The sequence below is a fragment of the Noviherbaspirillum agri genome, from assembly GCF_054780595.1.
The window spans coordinates 42266-57040 of sequence record NZ_BAAGWA010000010.1; the positions used below are offsets into that span (position 1 = coordinate 42266).

The following is a 14775-nucleotide window of genomic DNA, read 5'->3' on the forward strand; positions in this document are numbered from 1 at the left end:
CCCAAATCGAAGACAGAAGACTGAAAAAGGACCTCCCATGCTCTTTCAAGTTCGGATCCACGGCCGTGGCGGCCAGGGTGTCGTCTCCGCAGCCGAGATGCTGTCCGTCGCTGCCTTCCTCGAAAACAAGCACGCGCAAGCCTTCCCGAGTTTCGGTTCGGAACGGATGGGCGCACCGGTGATGGCGTTCTGCCGCATCGACGACAAGGAAATCCGCCTGCGCGAGCCGGTGATGCATCCGGACGCGCTGATCATCCAGGACCCGACGCTGCTGCATCAGGTGGACTTGTTTTCCGGCGTGGCCTCCGACGGCTACATCCTGATCAATTCCACGCGCAACTTTGACGAGCTGGGCATCGGCGAATTCGTAAAAGGCTATCGGCCAGAACGCCTGTGTACGGTTCCTGCAACTGAACTGGCGATGAAACATGTCGGCCGCCCGCTGCCCAATGTCGCGCTGCTCGGCGGCTTTGCGGCGATCAGCGGCATCGCGCAAATCGACTCGGTGTGCGATGCCATTCGCGACAAATTCCCCCCGAAGATCGCCGACGGCAACATCGCTGCCGCACGCGAAGCGTATCTCTTCGTGCTGGATGAAATGAAAGAGGCAAGCCATGCTTAAGCAAACCGAAGGTTCCCATGCGATGGCGGAAGCCATCGCGCTGTGCCGTCCGGAAGTCATCTGTGCCTATCCGATCACGCCGCAGACGCACATCGTCGAAGGCCTCGGCGAGATCGTGAAGTCCGGCCAGCTGCAGGATTGCGAATACATCAACGTCGAATCCGAGTTTGCCGCGCTCTCAGTCGCCATCGGTGCGTCCGCTGCCGGGGCTCGCACTTATACCGCGACCGCCAGCCAGGGCCTGCTGTTCATGGCGGAAGCAGTCTATAACGCCGCCGGCCTCGGTCTGCCGATCGTCATGACCATCGGTAACCGTGCGATCGGCGCGCCGATCAATATCTGGAACGACCATACCGACTCGATGTCGATGCGCGATGCCGGCTGGATCCAGATCTATGCGGAAAACAACCAGGAAGCGATCGACCTGCACATCCAGGCCTTCCGCCTTGCCGAGGAATTGTCGATGCCGGTGATGGTCTGCGTGGACGGCTTCATCCTCACGCATGCCTACGAACGTGTCGACATCCCGAGCCAGGAGCAAGTGGATGCCTTCCTGCCGACCTTCGAGCCGCGCCAGATCCTTGATCCGTCCGATCCGGTCTCGATCGGTGCAATGGTCGGACCGGACGCGTTCATGGAAGTGCGCTATCTCGCGCACCAGAAGCAGATGCGGGCACTGGAACTGTTGCCGCAACTGTCTTCCGAATTCAAGGCGCAGTTCGGCCGCGACTCCGGCGGACTGATCAAGACCTATCGCACGGAAGATGCAACAACCATCGTCGTTGCGCTCGGCTCGGTGATCGGCACGATCAAGGATGTGGTCGACGACATGCGCGATCAGGGCGACAAGATCGGCGCACTCTCGATCTGCTCCTTCCGCCCCTTCCCGACGCAGGAACTGCACGACGCGCTGTCGCATGCGGATCGCATCGTGGTGCTGGAAAAGTCGCTGTCGCTCGGTATCGGCGGCGTCGTGTCCCACGATTTGCACATGGCGCTGGCCGGGACATCGACCCGCGCCTACACCGTCATCGCCGGGCTCGGCGGGCGGCCGATCACCAAGTCCAGCTTGCGCACGCTGTTCCAAAAGGCACAGCAGGACGCGCTCGAAGCGCTGACCTTCCTCGACCTCAACCACGAGGTCGTCCACCGCGAGCTGGAACGCGAGAGGCAGCACCGCCGCTCCGGCCCGACTGCCGAGAACGTACTGCGGCAGATCGGCACCGTCGCCGCCAGAATCCGCTGAGGCCATCATGGAAAAGCAAAACATAAAGCAACCCGTGAAGTTTTACCAGACCGGTACCTTCACGGTCGGCAACCGCCTGCTCGCGCCGGATGAGCGCTCGGTGCAGGCCAACATGACGCGCACCAACTCGCTCAACTCCGGGCACCGCGCCTGCCAGGGCTGCGGCGAGGCGCTCGGCGCGCGCTATGCCATCGATGCGGCCATGCGCGCCGCGAACAACCAGGTCATCGCGGCCAATGCCACCGGCTGTCTCGAAGTGTTCTCCACCCCTTATCCGGAAACCTCGTGGCAGATCCCGTGGATCCATTCCCTGTTCGGCAATGCCGCCGCGGTCGCGACCGGCGTGGCAGCGGCGATGAAGGTCAAAGGCCGCAAGGATGTGCGCGTGATCGCACAAGGTGGCGACGGCGGTACCACCGATATCGGTTTTGGCTGCCTGTCCGGCATGTTCGAGCGCAACGATGACGTGCTCTACATCTGCTACGACAACCAGGCCTACATGAACACCGGCGTGCAGCGCTCGTCCGCCACACCGGGTGCGGCGCGCACGGCCACCACGATGGCGGTCGGCGCAGAACCGGGCGCCTCCTTTGGGCAGGGAAAGAACGTTCCGCTGATTGCGATGGCACATGAAATTCCCTACGTTGCCACCGCGTCGGTCGCGTACCTGCACGACCTGGAGGCGAAGGTGACCAAGGCCATGTCGATACGCGGTGCACGCTACATCCATATCCTCGTGCCCTGCCCGCTCGGCTGGGGCGCGGCGTCACAGGACACGATCAAGCTTGCGCGCCTCGCGGTCGAAACGGGCCTCTTCCCGCTGTTCGAGGCGGAACATGGCGAAATCACGAACTCCACCAAGATCCGCCGGCGCGAACCGGTGGAGGAATACCTGAAGCTGCAGAAGCGCTTTGCGCATCTGTTCGGCAAACAGCCTGCACTTGAAACCATCTCCCGCATCCAGGGCATCGCCGACAAGAACATCCGTAAGTTTGGTTTGCTGGAGGACCGCTGAGATGGACAAGCCGTTTGCAATTACCCTCGACGTCGGTTCCTCGCTCGCCAACCGCACCGGCTCCTGGCGCACCAGCCGTCCGGTGTATGTCGATCGCCTGCCGCCCTGCAACAACGCCTGCCCCGCGGGAGAAAACATCCAGGCATGGCTGTTCCATGCCGAGTCCGGCGACTACGAAGCCGCCTGGCGCGAGCTGGTGAAGAACAATCCTATGCCCGCCATCATGGGCCGCGTCTGCTACCACCCGTGCGAATCCTCCTGCAACCGCGGCCAGCTCGACGAGGCGGTCAACATCCATGCGGTCGAGCGCTTCCTCGGTGACGAAGCAGTCCGGCAAGGCTGGAAAGTCGAACCGGGCGCATCGTCCGGCAAGCATGTGCTGGTGATCGGCGCCGGCCCGTCCGGCCTGTCTGCCGCGTGGCACCTACGCCTGCTCGGCCATGCGGTCACCATCATGGAAGCCGGCCCGTACACCGGCGGCATGATGCGCTACGGCATCCCGAAGTACCGCCTGCCGCGCGACGTGCTCGATGCCGAAGTCAAGCGCATACAGGACATGGGTGTGACGATCCGCCTCAATCGCAAGGTTGATGATGTGCTCGCAACGATGAAGGAAGGCGGATACGACGCCGTATTCCTCGCCGTCGGCGCACATGTCGCCAAGCGCGCCTATATCCCCGCCGGCGACGCTGGCAAGATTCTCGATGCGGTATCTGTCTTGCGCAGCATGGAAGGCGAAGACAAGCCCCTCCTCGGCCGTCGCGTGGTGGTCTATGGCGGCGGCAATACTGCGATCGACGTCGCTCGCACCGCCAAACGTCTGGGCGCGGAAGAGTCCATCATTGTCTACCGCCGCACACGCGACAAGATGCCGGCGCACGACTTCGAAGTTGAGGAAGCGCTGCAGGAAGGCGTGATGATGAAATGGCTGTCCACCATCAAGGAGGCCGGCGAATCATCCTTCACCGTGGAGAAGATGGCACTGGATGCCAACGGCTTCCCGCAGCCGACCGGCGAGTTCGAGACGATCGAGGCCGACTCACTGGTACTCGCGCTCGGGCAGGACGTGGACCTGTCGCTGCTGTCCAATGTGCCGGACCTGGCGATGAAGGATGGCGTCGTGCAGGTTGACCGCGGCATGATGACCTCGCATCCCGGCATTTTTGCCGGCGGCGACATGGTGCCGGCAGACCGTACTGTCACCGTCGCGATCGGCCATGGGAAAAAGGCGGCACGCAACATCGACGGCTGGCTGCGCGGCACGACCTACGCACCGACGCCCAAGCACGAAGTCGCCACCTACGACAAGCTCAACACCTGGTATTACGCCGATGCACCGAAGACCGTGCAACCAGTGCTCGACATCATCCGCCGCCAATCAACATTCGACGAAGTGCTCGGCGGATTGGACGAAAGCAATGCGCAGTTCGAAGCGCGGCGTTGCCTGTCCTGCGGCAATTGCTTCGAGTGCGACAACTGCTACGGCGTCTGCCCCGACAACGCGGTGATCAAACTCGGGCCGGGAAAACGCTTCGCGATCAATTACGACTACTGCAAGGGTTGCGGCATCTGCGTCGCAGAATGCCCGTGTGGAGCGATCAGGACGGAACCGGAGAGGATCTGACGCGCAGAGAGAAACGGTAAGTATCGGGGACGGACAAGGCCGTCACGCCTTCAGGCCTACGGAAAGCCACGCTCCATGCGGTGACAGAACGAAGCCCAGGACGGCAAGATTAGCGATCAAGGTCAACCAGAAAACCATCAGGAAAGAGCGTTTGCTCGACTTATGGCGCAGCGTCTGCTGCGCAGCCATCGCGCCCGGCCAGCCACCCAACAATGACAGCATGTGCAACGTGTTCTCGGGCGTCCGCCGCCGGCGATTGCGTGCGGCCGATTTGTCTGCAGCATAGACGCAGAATGTGATCACGCTTGCTGCGAGATAAAGCCACAGCACGTAGGCGTTGACGAATCCAAAGCTGACTGCCGCAGCAAGAGCGACAAGGAAAAGGATGGGGATCATGTGACGACGTTATCCGGATTTAAGCCATGACTGGGCAGGTCACGGCCTTCGCGCGGACGAGACGATTACGCCTGCGTCGCATGATCAGATCAATCCCCACCGCCATCCCCGCCTCCATCACCACCGCTGTCACCGTCGTTGTCGATGCCGGACGACTCGCCCGAACTGCCGATTCCGTGAGCACCGCTTTGACCGCTCGACATGAGCACTAGCGCAATGACCAGCAAGATGAACCCGAACAGCCATGCCCGGAAAAACAGGGAGGCTGCAGCGCCGACGAACAGAAAACCAGCCAGGAGTTTACGCATATATCTCTTTGGAGTGAATGATGAATCGTTGAGGTCGCTTGCAGTGAGCAAATTCATTGCAAGCCCTCCGTCCGGCGCCCCAAGGAGAGCTGGCCACAAAGGGAGTAGAAGCCCTTGACCATCCGAGTCTAACGCCCATTTCCTCGCCACGAGTCCGGTCATTCCTCATTGAATGCAGGGCACTCTTCCCCTTCGCAGTTCAAATGGTCGTTCAGCTGCCTCGTTCGCTCTTCCGTTATACGCATGAGACAGAATGCGTTCTCCATCGGTCGGATACTTCCCCCCTCCCACAGCGCAGTATTGAATTTGCATTCAGCATCACGATACGTCACCCATGCTCGTTGTGCCGTACGCAGATCCTCCCGGATGCTCTTGTGCTTTAGCTTGCTAACCAGCGTCTGATAGGTGGTATTCAGCTCGACATCTTTCTCGTAATAGTGGTACAGCGCGCAAATCGTCATGTAAAGCTGCACTCCGCTCTCGCAGCCTTTTTCACCATGCTGCCGAATCTCTGCTTCAGTGAAGCCCGTCGCCTTGGACATTACGGCGACAACGCGATCCTCGGTTGCAGTCGCAACCAGAGGGAAGAAAAACAGTGCTATTGAAGTAAGAATAATGCGCATCAGATGAGGACGACTCTAAATTATCGGGCTCGCTTACAGGGCAGTTAAGACGAAGGTATGTATGCGTACGACACATACCAAAAGTACAAAAACGCCTCATCTTGTCATAAACTATTTCCAGTCTGCAATTTCAAAAGCGGTTTTATTCAGAAACCAGAGATATCCGTTGCTACGGCGTTTACCCAACGAGCCCAAGACCTGCAGGCACGGCTGAAGGCAGCGCGACGAGCATCCATTTGGGAGTAAAGACATGACGCAAACGAGTTGGTCCGACGACTACGCCATTGGCATCAAGACCATCGATGACCAGCATCGCTGGTTGTTCGATACCACGGACAAGCTCCATCGCGAGCTGCAAAAGCCGCAGGCGGACCGCGCCGCGATACAGGAATTCCTCCAGGGGCTGATGGACTACACGATGAATCACTTCATCATCGAGGAGGAACTGTTCGAGCGTTACGAGTATCCCGAGGCGAAGGCGCACAAGGCCTTGCACGACAAGTTCAGCGCGGCGGTGATGGACCATCTGATGAAGTTCGAGGATGGCGCCGACCTGGGCAACGAGGTGCTTGACCTCGTCAAGAACTGGCTGGTGAACCACATCCAGAATGTGGATCGCAAATATGGAGCGTTCTTTGAAGAGCGTGGCGTAACGGTCGCCTGAGCAGTCTCTGCAGCTCCGTCTCAATGCAGGACGGGGCCACGCAGATCGCGGAAGCTTCCGCCCATTCCTCTTGCCTGGTAAGAATGGCGAGAGAACCGACGGCAACCAGCATCGCTGCAAACCGCACTACGAAACTGAAGTGTTCAAGACGTGCAGGCTGCAGATGCGGACATGGTCGCCTCCCTTCCCAAGCGTAATGGTGCCGTCGACCGACTACGGCCGTGCGCCCTGCTGTGAGGCTTGTGCCTGTGCATGGACAAGGTTTGCCTCGAAGGCCTGCATCTGCAGGCCAATGGGCGCCATGTCCATGTTTGCCTGTTCGAGCTTGGGGAAAAACTCGTCCTCTTCTTCGTGAATATGATGCATGGTCATGGAGATGAGCTGGCGCAGTATCTGTTCGAACTGCGGGTCGTCCATTGACATCGACTTCAGTGATTGCAGCAATTCATCGGTCTTCTGGTGCTCTTCCTCGAAGTGGCCGATCATTGCGGAATCGACGTTGCGCACGGCCGGATAGAAAACCGTCTCTTCAAGCCGCGAGTGCACTTCCAGGAGTTGCAGTAGTTGCGATGAAGCCAGCTTCCTGACTGCGGGATCCTGCGTGTTGGCAAGCACTTCAGCATGCTTGCGAGCCGTGTTGTGGTCTCTCAGCAGCGCTTCGATCGGCCGGTCGACCGGGAATGCACCGCGATTCTCCATCGTATCGGTATCCATTTCTCGCTCCGTTTCTCAGTGGCTGGCTCAGTACCCCGATTCCCCGCGTCGTGTCGTCCTGCACGAACGCGCCGATAACAAAATTCGACGGAAGGCAGCTGGCGAAGTTCAAAAGGAATCATTGGTCGCCGCTCCTCCGTGCATGGCTGCAACATACTACGCATTGCGGCTTGGCAGTCTTCTTTCAAAACGTACGAGCGGATGTGGGCAAAGGTCGCCATACGCCACCGCAAGGAGCGTGCACATCGTGCACTCGCTTTGTACATATCTCCATGCTGATTACATGAAATACGCCTCGGTACAGGTCAAGCCATTTCTCCGCGCTTCCCGCGACAAGGCACATTCTCCCCTCTGAAAACGCTTGTGAAACAGGTGCACGAAGCAGCACCCATTCTCGTCTCGATGCCACGCAACATGTGTCATGCACGACGCACGTCACATGCTGAGCGACGGCGGCATGGGACTTGCTACTGTAGGGTCAGGCTTACTGCCTGATAGTAGTCTCCTGATCAGTTTATCCCGCCTTCGGGCGGGATTTTTTCGGTGTTGACCGACGAGCAATGAACAGGAATGCCGCGCCATCGCGGCAGTCATCAGCGCAGCGTCGGCAGCGCAACATGACCGAACCCCCAGAATAAAAAGAGGCGCAACGTGAAAAAAATCGGCATTGCAGGAGCAGGATTTTCGGGCGCCGTGATCGCCCATGAGCTGGCCAAGGCCGGCTATCAAGTCGATGTCTTCGATACCCGCCCGCACATCGCGGGCAATTGTCATACGGAACGTGACGCGGAAACGGGTGTGATGGTGCACGTCTATGGTCCGCACATCTTCCATACCAGTAACGAGAAAGTCTGGAATTACGTTCGGCAATTTGACGAGTTCATGCCTTTCACCAACCGTGTGAAAGCCATCACCAAGGGGCGCATGTTCTCGCTTCCCATCAATCTGCTGACGATCAACCAATTCTTTGGCAAGACATTCAATCCGAGGGAAGCAGAAGCCTTTCTTTCTTCGCTCGGGGACCAAAGCATCGCCGATCCGCAGACTTTCGAGGAGCAGGCGCTGCGCTTTGTCGGTCGTGAGCTGTATGAGGCTTTCTTCAAGGGCTACACGACCAAGCAATGGGGCATGCATCCGTCGGAGCTTCCTGCGAGCATCCTGCGCCGGCTGCCGGTGCGCTTTAACTACGACGACAACTATTACGCTAGCACCTTCCAGGGCATGCCGAAGAATGGCTATACGGAGATCGTCGCACGCATGCTGGACCATGCCAGCATCAAGGTCCACCTTGGCACGAAGTTCGAACGCGACATGGCGGGCGAGTATGAGCATGTGTTCTACAGCGGCCCCGTCGATGCGTGGTTCCGCCACAGCGAGGGACGGCTCGGCTATCGCACACTGGACTTCGCGTCAGAACGCCATCAGGGGGACTACCAGGGCAACCCGGTGATCAACTACTGTGACGAGGAAGTGCCGTGGACGCGCATCTCGGAACACAAGCATTTCTCGCCGTGGGAGTCGCATGACGGCACAGTGATCTTCAAGGAGTACAGCCGCTTCTGTGAAGAGAACGACACGCCCTACTACCCGATCCGCCTTGCGAAGGAAAAGTCGCAGCTCAAGCGCTATATCGAGCTGGCCAATGAAGAACGGCATGCCACCTTCGTGGGCCGGCTGGGCACCTATCGTTACCTCGACATGCATGTCACGATCGGAGAGGCGCTCGACGTGGCGGAGCGCTTCCTTGCTTGCCGCTCCAGCGGCGAGCGGATGCCGGTTTTTGTGGTCAATCCGCTTGGATAAAAAAAGAGCCCACGGGGCGTGCATACCGCGTGGGCTCGTTGGTCCATTGACCTTATTTCAGCATCGCGCTCCGGCTCGCGACCAGCGCAATCACCACGCTCAGTCCGCCGACGAAACCCATCGCGGCCTGGATGCCAAGGCCATGCGCGAGCGAGCCGACCACTGGCGGCCCCATCAGACTGCCGGTGTAGGCCATGGTGGCGACGCCCGCTAGTGCAACCGGGCCTTCCTTGCCTGCTGCGCTGAACACAAACGGAAACACGAGTGCAAGGCCCAGGCCGGCAATGCCGAAACCGGCCAATGCCAGATAGGCATTCGGCGCCAGCACAGCAAAGAACAGGCCGATTGCTGCAATGCTTGCGCTGGCGCGCACGAGGCTGCGCGCAGAGAAGCGTTCCTTCAGACGGTCGCCGCTCAGGCGGGCGATCAGCATCATCACGGAGAACGCCGTCAGTGCCAACGGGGCAAAACCGTCAGTGACGCCGAAGTGATCCTTCAGGAAGACGCCGCTCCAGTCGGCGATGCTCCCTTCGGACATCGCGCTGAGGAAGCCAAGCGCGCCGAGCAGTGCCAGTGGCCCGCGGGGCAAGGCAAAGGTCTTGCGCTCCACTTTGGTGGACGGAGCATCGGCGTCGAGCCACTGAATACCCATCCACAGGAAGAAAGCCACCGGCGCGGCAATCATCAGGAAGTGCAACAGCGGCGGAATCTGCAGCGATGCCATCACGCTGCCCAGCGTTGCGCCGACCAGGCCGCCGGCGCAGCCCCAGCCATGCAGCTTTGACATTTCCGACTTGCCGGTGCTCTTTTCATATTGGGTGGCGAGGGAGTTGACGCCGACATCGAAGCAGCTCGCGGTAATGCCAAGCGAGAGCACGGCCAGCATCATCAGCGGCACGCTCGGCGCGCTGCCGATGCACAGCAAAACTGCGAGCAGCGCAAGGCCGGAAGAATACGTCGTGATCCGTCCGCCAAAGGCCGCCATTAGACGCGATGTCAGCGGATAGGAAATCACTGCGCCGAGACCGCCGCAGAGCAGCACCATCGACAAGGCGGTATGCGACAACTGCAGCGCGTCGCGCAAGGCGGGAATGCGACCGGCCCATGAACCCATCATCACGCCAAAAACCGTGAACAATATGGGGAGAGCCAGCTGGGGTCGGGTTTGAAAAAACGGAAAGCGTTGGGAGAGTATCGCAGTGCTCATCTTGATCAGGAGAATTTTTCTTCAAGGAACGCTGTGATGATTCTCTGCGGGAATAGTTTCTGCGCTGCAGCAGCAATTTGAAAGAAAACGTTTCTGGCAGTGCGAACCTGGCAACAGTGCGGAAACGGCTCTCTGCCCTGCAAGGCGAACGATTCAGTGAATGCGAAACAGGAAAGGCAGGAAGCAACCGACAGGCGATCGCTCACGCGTGCTGTTGCCGGGTTGACTGCATTGAAGGCTGTACGGACGAACTTTTTTCGTGCCAATCAATCAACATGATTTTCTGGCAGGAGATAAACCGTGGATCCAGTAGTTAATGGCATGAATATCGCCATCCTCGTCACCGATGGTTTCGAGCAGGTCGAAATGACCGAACCAAAGAAGGCGCTGGAGGCACAAGGCGCATTGACGACCATCGTCTCTGACAAATTCGACAAGGTGCGGGGGATGCATCACGATCAGCCCGGCGACGAATTCACCGTGGACCTGCTCTTGCGCGAGGCCGATGCAAAAGCATTCGACGCCGTGCTGCTGCCCGGGGGCAAAGTGAATGCGGCCGCGCTGCGCAACATGGAGGAGGCCCAGCGCTTCATCCAGAACATCGATGAAGACAACAAGCCGATTGCGGTCATCTGCCATGGCGCGTGGCTGCTCGTCTCCGCCGGCCTGGTGCAGGGGCGCACACTGACCGCCTATCCCGATCTTGAACAGGATATCCGCAACGCCGGGGGAAACTGGGTTGACCAGGAAGTCGCCGTGGATGGCAACCTGATCAGCAGCCGCAGGCCGGAGGATATCCCGGCGTTCAACGACAAGATGATTGAAGTGATCGCCCTGCGCATGCAGGCAAGCCTGCGCGGCACGCCGGACGAACACGCGGTCGGGATTGCATCAAGCTGACGAAGCTTTCACCGCCGGGGAGTTCGGCGCGCTCCCCGCGACCCGCACACTGGGCGCGGCGCTTCAGTAACCGAGGCTGGAAGTCCATTGCTTGATCAATTGCGCACTGATGCGCAGCGACTGCGCTTCCGCCGCATCCATCTGCGGTGGAACCTGCTGGTGCACGCCGTCGCGGCCGATCACCAGCGGCAGGGAAAGTGCAACGTGCTTGACGCCTTCCACTTCCTCGGTGATGGCGCACGCAGTGAACACCGAACGCTCGTCATGTTCGATAGCACGCACCAGCCGGGCCAGCGCTGCGCCGATGCCATAGTAAGTCGCCCCCTTGCCGGCGATGATGCGATAGGCCGCCCTGCGCACGGCGTCATCGATATCTGCCATCGTGCTTGCATCGAAAGCCGCTCCCGCCCCCCGGCAAGCGGCTGCGTACTGCTGCAATGGCACGCCGGCAATCTGCGCCGTGGACCAGATCAGTACTTCGGAATCCCCGTGTTCACCGAGTACATACGCATGCACGGAGCTGGGCGACACAGAGAAGTGCTCGCCGAGCAGTGAACGAAAGCGCGCCGTGTCGAGGATCGTGCCCGACCCCAGCACGCGCGAGGGCGGCAGGCCGGAGAGGACCGTGGCGACGTGCGTCATGATGTCGAGCGGGTTGGTTGCGACCAGCAGGATCGTATCGCTCGCATGGCGCACGATCTGGGGCACGAGCTGCGCAAAAACGGCCGCATTGCGCGACAGGAGCTGCAGGCGCGATTCCCCCGGCAACTGGGCAACGCCGGCCGCAAGGATCACGACGCCACATCCCGCAAGGTCCGACAGGTCGCCGACATGCACGCGCACGGGAAACGCAAACGGTGTCGCATGCAGGATGTCCATGCGATGCGCTTCTGCCCGATGCGCATCCTGGTCGACCAGCACGAGGTCCGTACCGACGCCTTGCAGCGCCAGTGAGTAGGCTGCCGTTGCACCAACATTGCCAACGCCGACAATACCGATCTTCATGAGCGTAGAGGAAACAAGTCGAAGAAGGATCCTGGACTGGTGCACGAAAGGTGCAGAAAGCGTTAAGGAAACGCAGCTGACATCGGGAATGAATGAAGGCGCACCGATATAAAAGCGCGCCGGACAGCATGCAATGCAATTGCAACAATCAGCGAAAACGCATCACTACATGCTGCCCGCCGCATTGAATCCATCCTGCTGTGTGCCGCTCACCACGCCGGCAACTGGTCAACGAAAAAATTTCGACAGCAAACAGCGTGGATAGTTTTGCGCTGTTGACCCATATCTGACTTGCTCCACGGCGCCTGTGCGTCTTTGCGCCACCACAAGGTGGCGTGCACCTGCCGCGGGCAGCATCTTCCTTCATGAACTTTGCGCTGTTTCGTGCACTGCACGGAACAGGCGATGCGTCATGCTTATGTGGAGAGCCGGTGAGACAGTTCCGCAGATTGCGCAATACCCAAGTCGTGCCCGCGCACGCGCCGAATGAATGCAAAAGCAATGCAGTCCTGCAGCGTACCCGGACCTGCTCCTTCGAAATACACAATGGTTCCCATCTGCGAACCGGCAATGGCAAGCCCGGCCGCATTCCCGACATGGCAGCAATCCGCACAAGCATTGTTGCCGACGGCCTGTCTGCGGGCACCTCCTCCGTGCCCCGCAAGATCAACGCAATAGCAATGCATTCCGAAATTTATTGGCCAGTGCCGCAAATCGTCTCGGCCTTGCCAGAGCCCGTCAGCTTGAAGCGGCTCCGGCACATCTCGCAAACCAACCCAGGAGGAAGACCAAATGATGCAGAAAACGAAAATGCTGTCGATGATCATCGCATCGGCGCTTGTGGCCGCCTGCGGCGGTGGCGGCGGTGGATCGCCGACTGCCACCAGCAACGCCGGCACCGATACCGGCACACCGCCGGCAAATACACCATCGACACCATCCACACCGTCCACGCCGACCGGGAACACGCCGCCTGCCACACCCGGCGATAGTCCTTCCACGCCCGGCAGCACGCCGCCATCCGAACCGGCGCCCACCCCTGTCGCCGATCAGCAGTTCAACGGGCACATGGAAATGGTCGCCAACCAGCTCCTGTACATCCGCACCAACCGCGTGATCTACCTGCCGATCAACATGAGCGTGTTCGAAGGCCCGACAGGCATCGTCGATATCGCCTCGGGCAGCCCGGTGAGCTACCTGCCCAACCTCGCCGCCGAGGCGCAAGCCGAGGGATGCAGCGTTGCGGTGGACGGCACCTGCGGCGTCCAACCTGCCGCCGCCGCACCGGCAGCGCCAGTCGCTGCATTCGGCATCCGCGTGGGCACGCATGTGCTGCCTTCCGCCGCCGGACAGCAGGTCGGCAACCAGACTGTCGTCGGCCGCATCGCATTCGACCTGACGGAGCAGCCCGGCTCGCCGGGCGTCGGCGGCGGCTCGGTGCCGGAGATCATGCGCTTTGTGATCGACAACGTCGAAATGGCGACGGACCAGAACGGCCGCATCAGCACGGTGCGCATGCGCGACGGTGCACAGATCCATGTGTATGGGCGCAATGCGAGCGGCACTGAAGTCAGGGAAAGCATCCCTGCCCCGGCCGGGACGGTGCGCCTGCTGCCGCTGGAGCAGATCCCCGACGGCTATGGCGACACCACCAGCACGATTCTCTTCATGGACCTGGAAACCGGCTTCTCCCAGGCGGGCAGCAGGCTGGCCGCACTGCAGAACATCGCGGGTCATTTCACGATGCATGTCACCCTCTCGCACGTCGGGACCATCGTGCGCCCTGCCGCTGCGGCGACCTCGGAGTTCCCGGCGGTGCCGGCAAAGGATCTTATCGGCGAAACGATCACGGTCAACACGCAGCCGCCGGTGAGCGGCGCCGGGATCAGCGGCAGCGCCTGGATCCGCATGTATCCGATGTAAGCAGAAGGTCGCGGCACCTGCGTCGCCGGTTCGTTTGCACGGAGCGGCGCCGCTGCCGCTCCGCTCTCTTCGGGCAATACGGGTCTGGCTGGACCGCGCGGCACATGTGCGCACACGACGCCACAACTTTTTCCTTGATGCAGTAACCATGTGCAAAGCGCATGCCGCGCGGGGAACTGTGCGCGCAAAAAACTGTATTACAAGGGGAACCGTTTTCCAGCGCGGTGCGCAACGGTTCTTCCCGCCACCAAGAATGATAATGAAGAAAGGAATCACGATGAGAACGACAGCTCTTTTCCTCAGCGCAGCGTTTTTGCTCGGCGCCTGCTCTTCTGCGCCGAAGTCGCCTGATGCGCAACTGGCAGCGCAGATGAAGAAGGAAATTGCCCAGACAGAAGGCATCGGCGGCGCGAAGTCGGTCAATGTCGAAACACACAAAGGCGTCGTCATCCTGTCGGGCTTCATTGATAACGAAAAGCAGCGCTATGAAGCAGGACAGACCGCGCTCAAGGTCTCCGGCGTGGAGCAGGTCTTCAACAACATCAAGGTACGCAACCAAGGAACGGCATCCGGCGAGTAATGCCGCGCCCGTACACGGCGCAACGACACGGGTGAACAGATGCGGTGACGCACCAGCCCCGGCGGCACGCAATGCCGCCGGGATATGCCTTGCTGCGCTTTTGCAGCGTTCTTCCGGCGGCACATCTGCGAGTTCACGCGCTGCG

The 14775-nt window shown here is 60.2% G+C and carries 16 protein-coding genes; 9 read left to right on the plus strand and 7 right to left on the minus strand.

Translation table 11 applies throughout. The features are described from left to right. Positions 1 to 37 precede the first annotated feature (37 nt). From ACYVIA_RS16365 to ACYVIA_RS16380, 4 genes are read left to right on the plus strand one after another with little or no spacing between them, the layout of a single operon-like run. The gene (locus tag ACYVIA_RS16365) at positions 38 to 622 is read left to right on the plus strand and encodes a 2-oxoacid:acceptor oxidoreductase family protein (RefSeq protein ID WP_460842632.1); all 585 of its coding nucleotides are present in this window, start codon (positions 38 to 40) and stop codon (positions 620 to 622) included. After that, positions 615 to 1868, plus strand: coding sequence for a pyruvate ferredoxin oxidoreductase (porA, locus tag ACYVIA_RS16370; protein WP_460842634.1), 1254 nt, complete (start codon positions 615 to 617; stop codon positions 1866 to 1868). The genes ACYVIA_RS16365 and porA overlap by 8 nt, the downstream gene beginning before the upstream one ends. A gap of 7 nt (positions 1869 to 1875) precedes the next feature. Then, entirely contained in the window at positions 1876 to 2883 is a 1008-nt protein-coding gene (locus ACYVIA_RS16375; RefSeq protein WP_460842636.1) for a thiamine pyrophosphate-dependent enzyme, read from the plus strand. 1 nt (position 2884) lies between these two features. Further along, positions 2885 to 4507, plus strand: a complete 1623-nt coding sequence (locus tag ACYVIA_RS16380; protein WP_460842638.1) for an NAD(P)-binding protein — start codon at positions 2885 to 2887, stop codon at positions 4505 to 4507. Between the two features lie 42 nt (positions 4508 to 4549). Here ACYVIA_RS16380 and ACYVIA_RS16385 read toward each other — a convergent pair whose 3' ends face one another. From ACYVIA_RS16385 to ACYVIA_RS16395, 3 genes are all read right to left on the minus strand, one after another. After that, positions 4550 to 4903, minus strand: coding sequence for a DUF1294 domain-containing protein (locus tag ACYVIA_RS16385; protein ID WP_460842640.1), 354 nt, complete (start codon positions 4901 to 4903; stop codon positions 4550 to 4552). 89 nt (positions 4904 to 4992) lie between these two features. Next, positions 4993 to 5211, minus strand: coding sequence for a hypothetical protein (locus tag ACYVIA_RS16390; protein WP_460842642.1), 219 nt, complete (start codon positions 5209 to 5211; stop codon positions 4993 to 4995). 158 nt (positions 5212 to 5369) lie between these two features. Further along, complete coding sequence (locus ACYVIA_RS16395) at positions 5370 to 5834, minus strand: lysozyme inhibitor LprI family protein (RefSeq protein ID WP_460842644.1); 465 nt, start codon at positions 5832 to 5834, stop codon at positions 5370 to 5372. Positions 5835 to 6084: 250 nt separating this feature from the next. Between ACYVIA_RS16395 and ACYVIA_RS16400 the strand changes: the two genes are divergently transcribed. After that, a complete protein-coding gene (locus ACYVIA_RS16400) occupies positions 6085 to 6498 on the plus strand; it encodes a bacteriohemerythrin (RefSeq protein WP_460842646.1) in 414 nt (137 codons plus the stop codon). 213 nt (positions 6499 to 6711) lie between these two features. Here the strand turns inward: ACYVIA_RS16400 and ACYVIA_RS16405 are convergent, their stop codons facing one another. Then, positions 6712 to 7212 (minus strand): hemerythrin domain-containing protein, encoded by a 501-nt coding sequence (locus ACYVIA_RS16405; protein ID WP_460842649.1) that lies wholly within the window; start codon positions 7210 to 7212, stop codon positions 6712 to 6714. Between the two features lie 651 nt (positions 7213 to 7863). On the opposite strand from ACYVIA_RS16405, the gene glf reads away from it, so the two are divergent. Next, positions 7864 to 9015 (plus strand): UDP-galactopyranose mutase, encoded by a 1152-nt coding sequence (gene glf / locus ACYVIA_RS16410; protein ID WP_460842651.1) that lies wholly within the window; start codon positions 7864 to 7866, stop codon positions 9013 to 9015. Between the two features lie 52 nt (positions 9016 to 9067). On the opposite strand, the gene ACYVIA_RS16415 is transcribed toward glf, so the two are convergent. After that, positions 9068 to 10222, minus strand: a complete 1155-nt coding sequence (locus ACYVIA_RS16415; protein ID WP_460842653.1) for an MFS transporter — start codon at positions 10220 to 10222, stop codon at positions 9068 to 9070. 300 nt (positions 10223 to 10522) lie between these two features. Here ACYVIA_RS16415 and ACYVIA_RS16420 point away from each other — a divergent pair, with 300 nt between their 5' ends. Continuing rightward, positions 10523 to 11122 carry a type 1 glutamine amidotransferase domain-containing protein gene (locus tag ACYVIA_RS16420; protein ID WP_460842655.1) on the plus strand — a complete coding sequence of 200 codons (600 nt, stop codon included), beginning with the start codon at positions 10523 to 10525 and terminating at the stop codon, positions 11120 to 11122. A gap of 63 nt (positions 11123 to 11185) precedes the next feature. Here ACYVIA_RS16420 and ACYVIA_RS16425 read toward each other — a convergent pair whose 3' ends face one another. Both ACYVIA_RS16425 and ACYVIA_RS16430 read right to left on the minus strand, forming a co-directional pair. Continuing rightward, complete coding sequence (locus ACYVIA_RS16425) at positions 11186 to 12127, minus strand: L-lactate dehydrogenase (RefSeq protein ID WP_460842657.1); 942 nt, start codon at positions 12125 to 12127, stop codon at positions 11186 to 11188. A gap of 416 nt (positions 12128 to 12543) precedes the next feature. Continuing rightward, positions 12544 to 12954 (minus strand): hypothetical protein, encoded by a 411-nt coding sequence (locus tag ACYVIA_RS16430; protein WP_460842659.1) that lies wholly within the window; start codon positions 12952 to 12954, stop codon positions 12544 to 12546. Here ACYVIA_RS16430 and ACYVIA_RS16435 point away from each other — a divergent pair. Both ACYVIA_RS16435 and ACYVIA_RS16440 read left to right on the plus strand, forming a co-directional pair. Next, on the plus strand, positions 12920 to 14050 hold the full coding sequence (locus tag ACYVIA_RS16435) for a hypothetical protein (RefSeq protein WP_460842661.1): 1131 nt from the start codon (positions 12920 to 12922) through the stop codon (positions 14048 to 14050). The two genes, ACYVIA_RS16430 and ACYVIA_RS16435, sit on opposite strands and share 35 nt — an antisense overlap. 277 nt (positions 14051 to 14327) lie before the next feature. After that, positions 14328 to 14630, plus strand: a complete 303-nt coding sequence (locus ACYVIA_RS16440) for a BON domain-containing protein (RefSeq protein ID WP_460842662.1) — start codon at positions 14328 to 14330, stop codon at positions 14628 to 14630. The last annotated feature ends 145 nt before the right edge of the window (positions 14631 to 14775 follow it).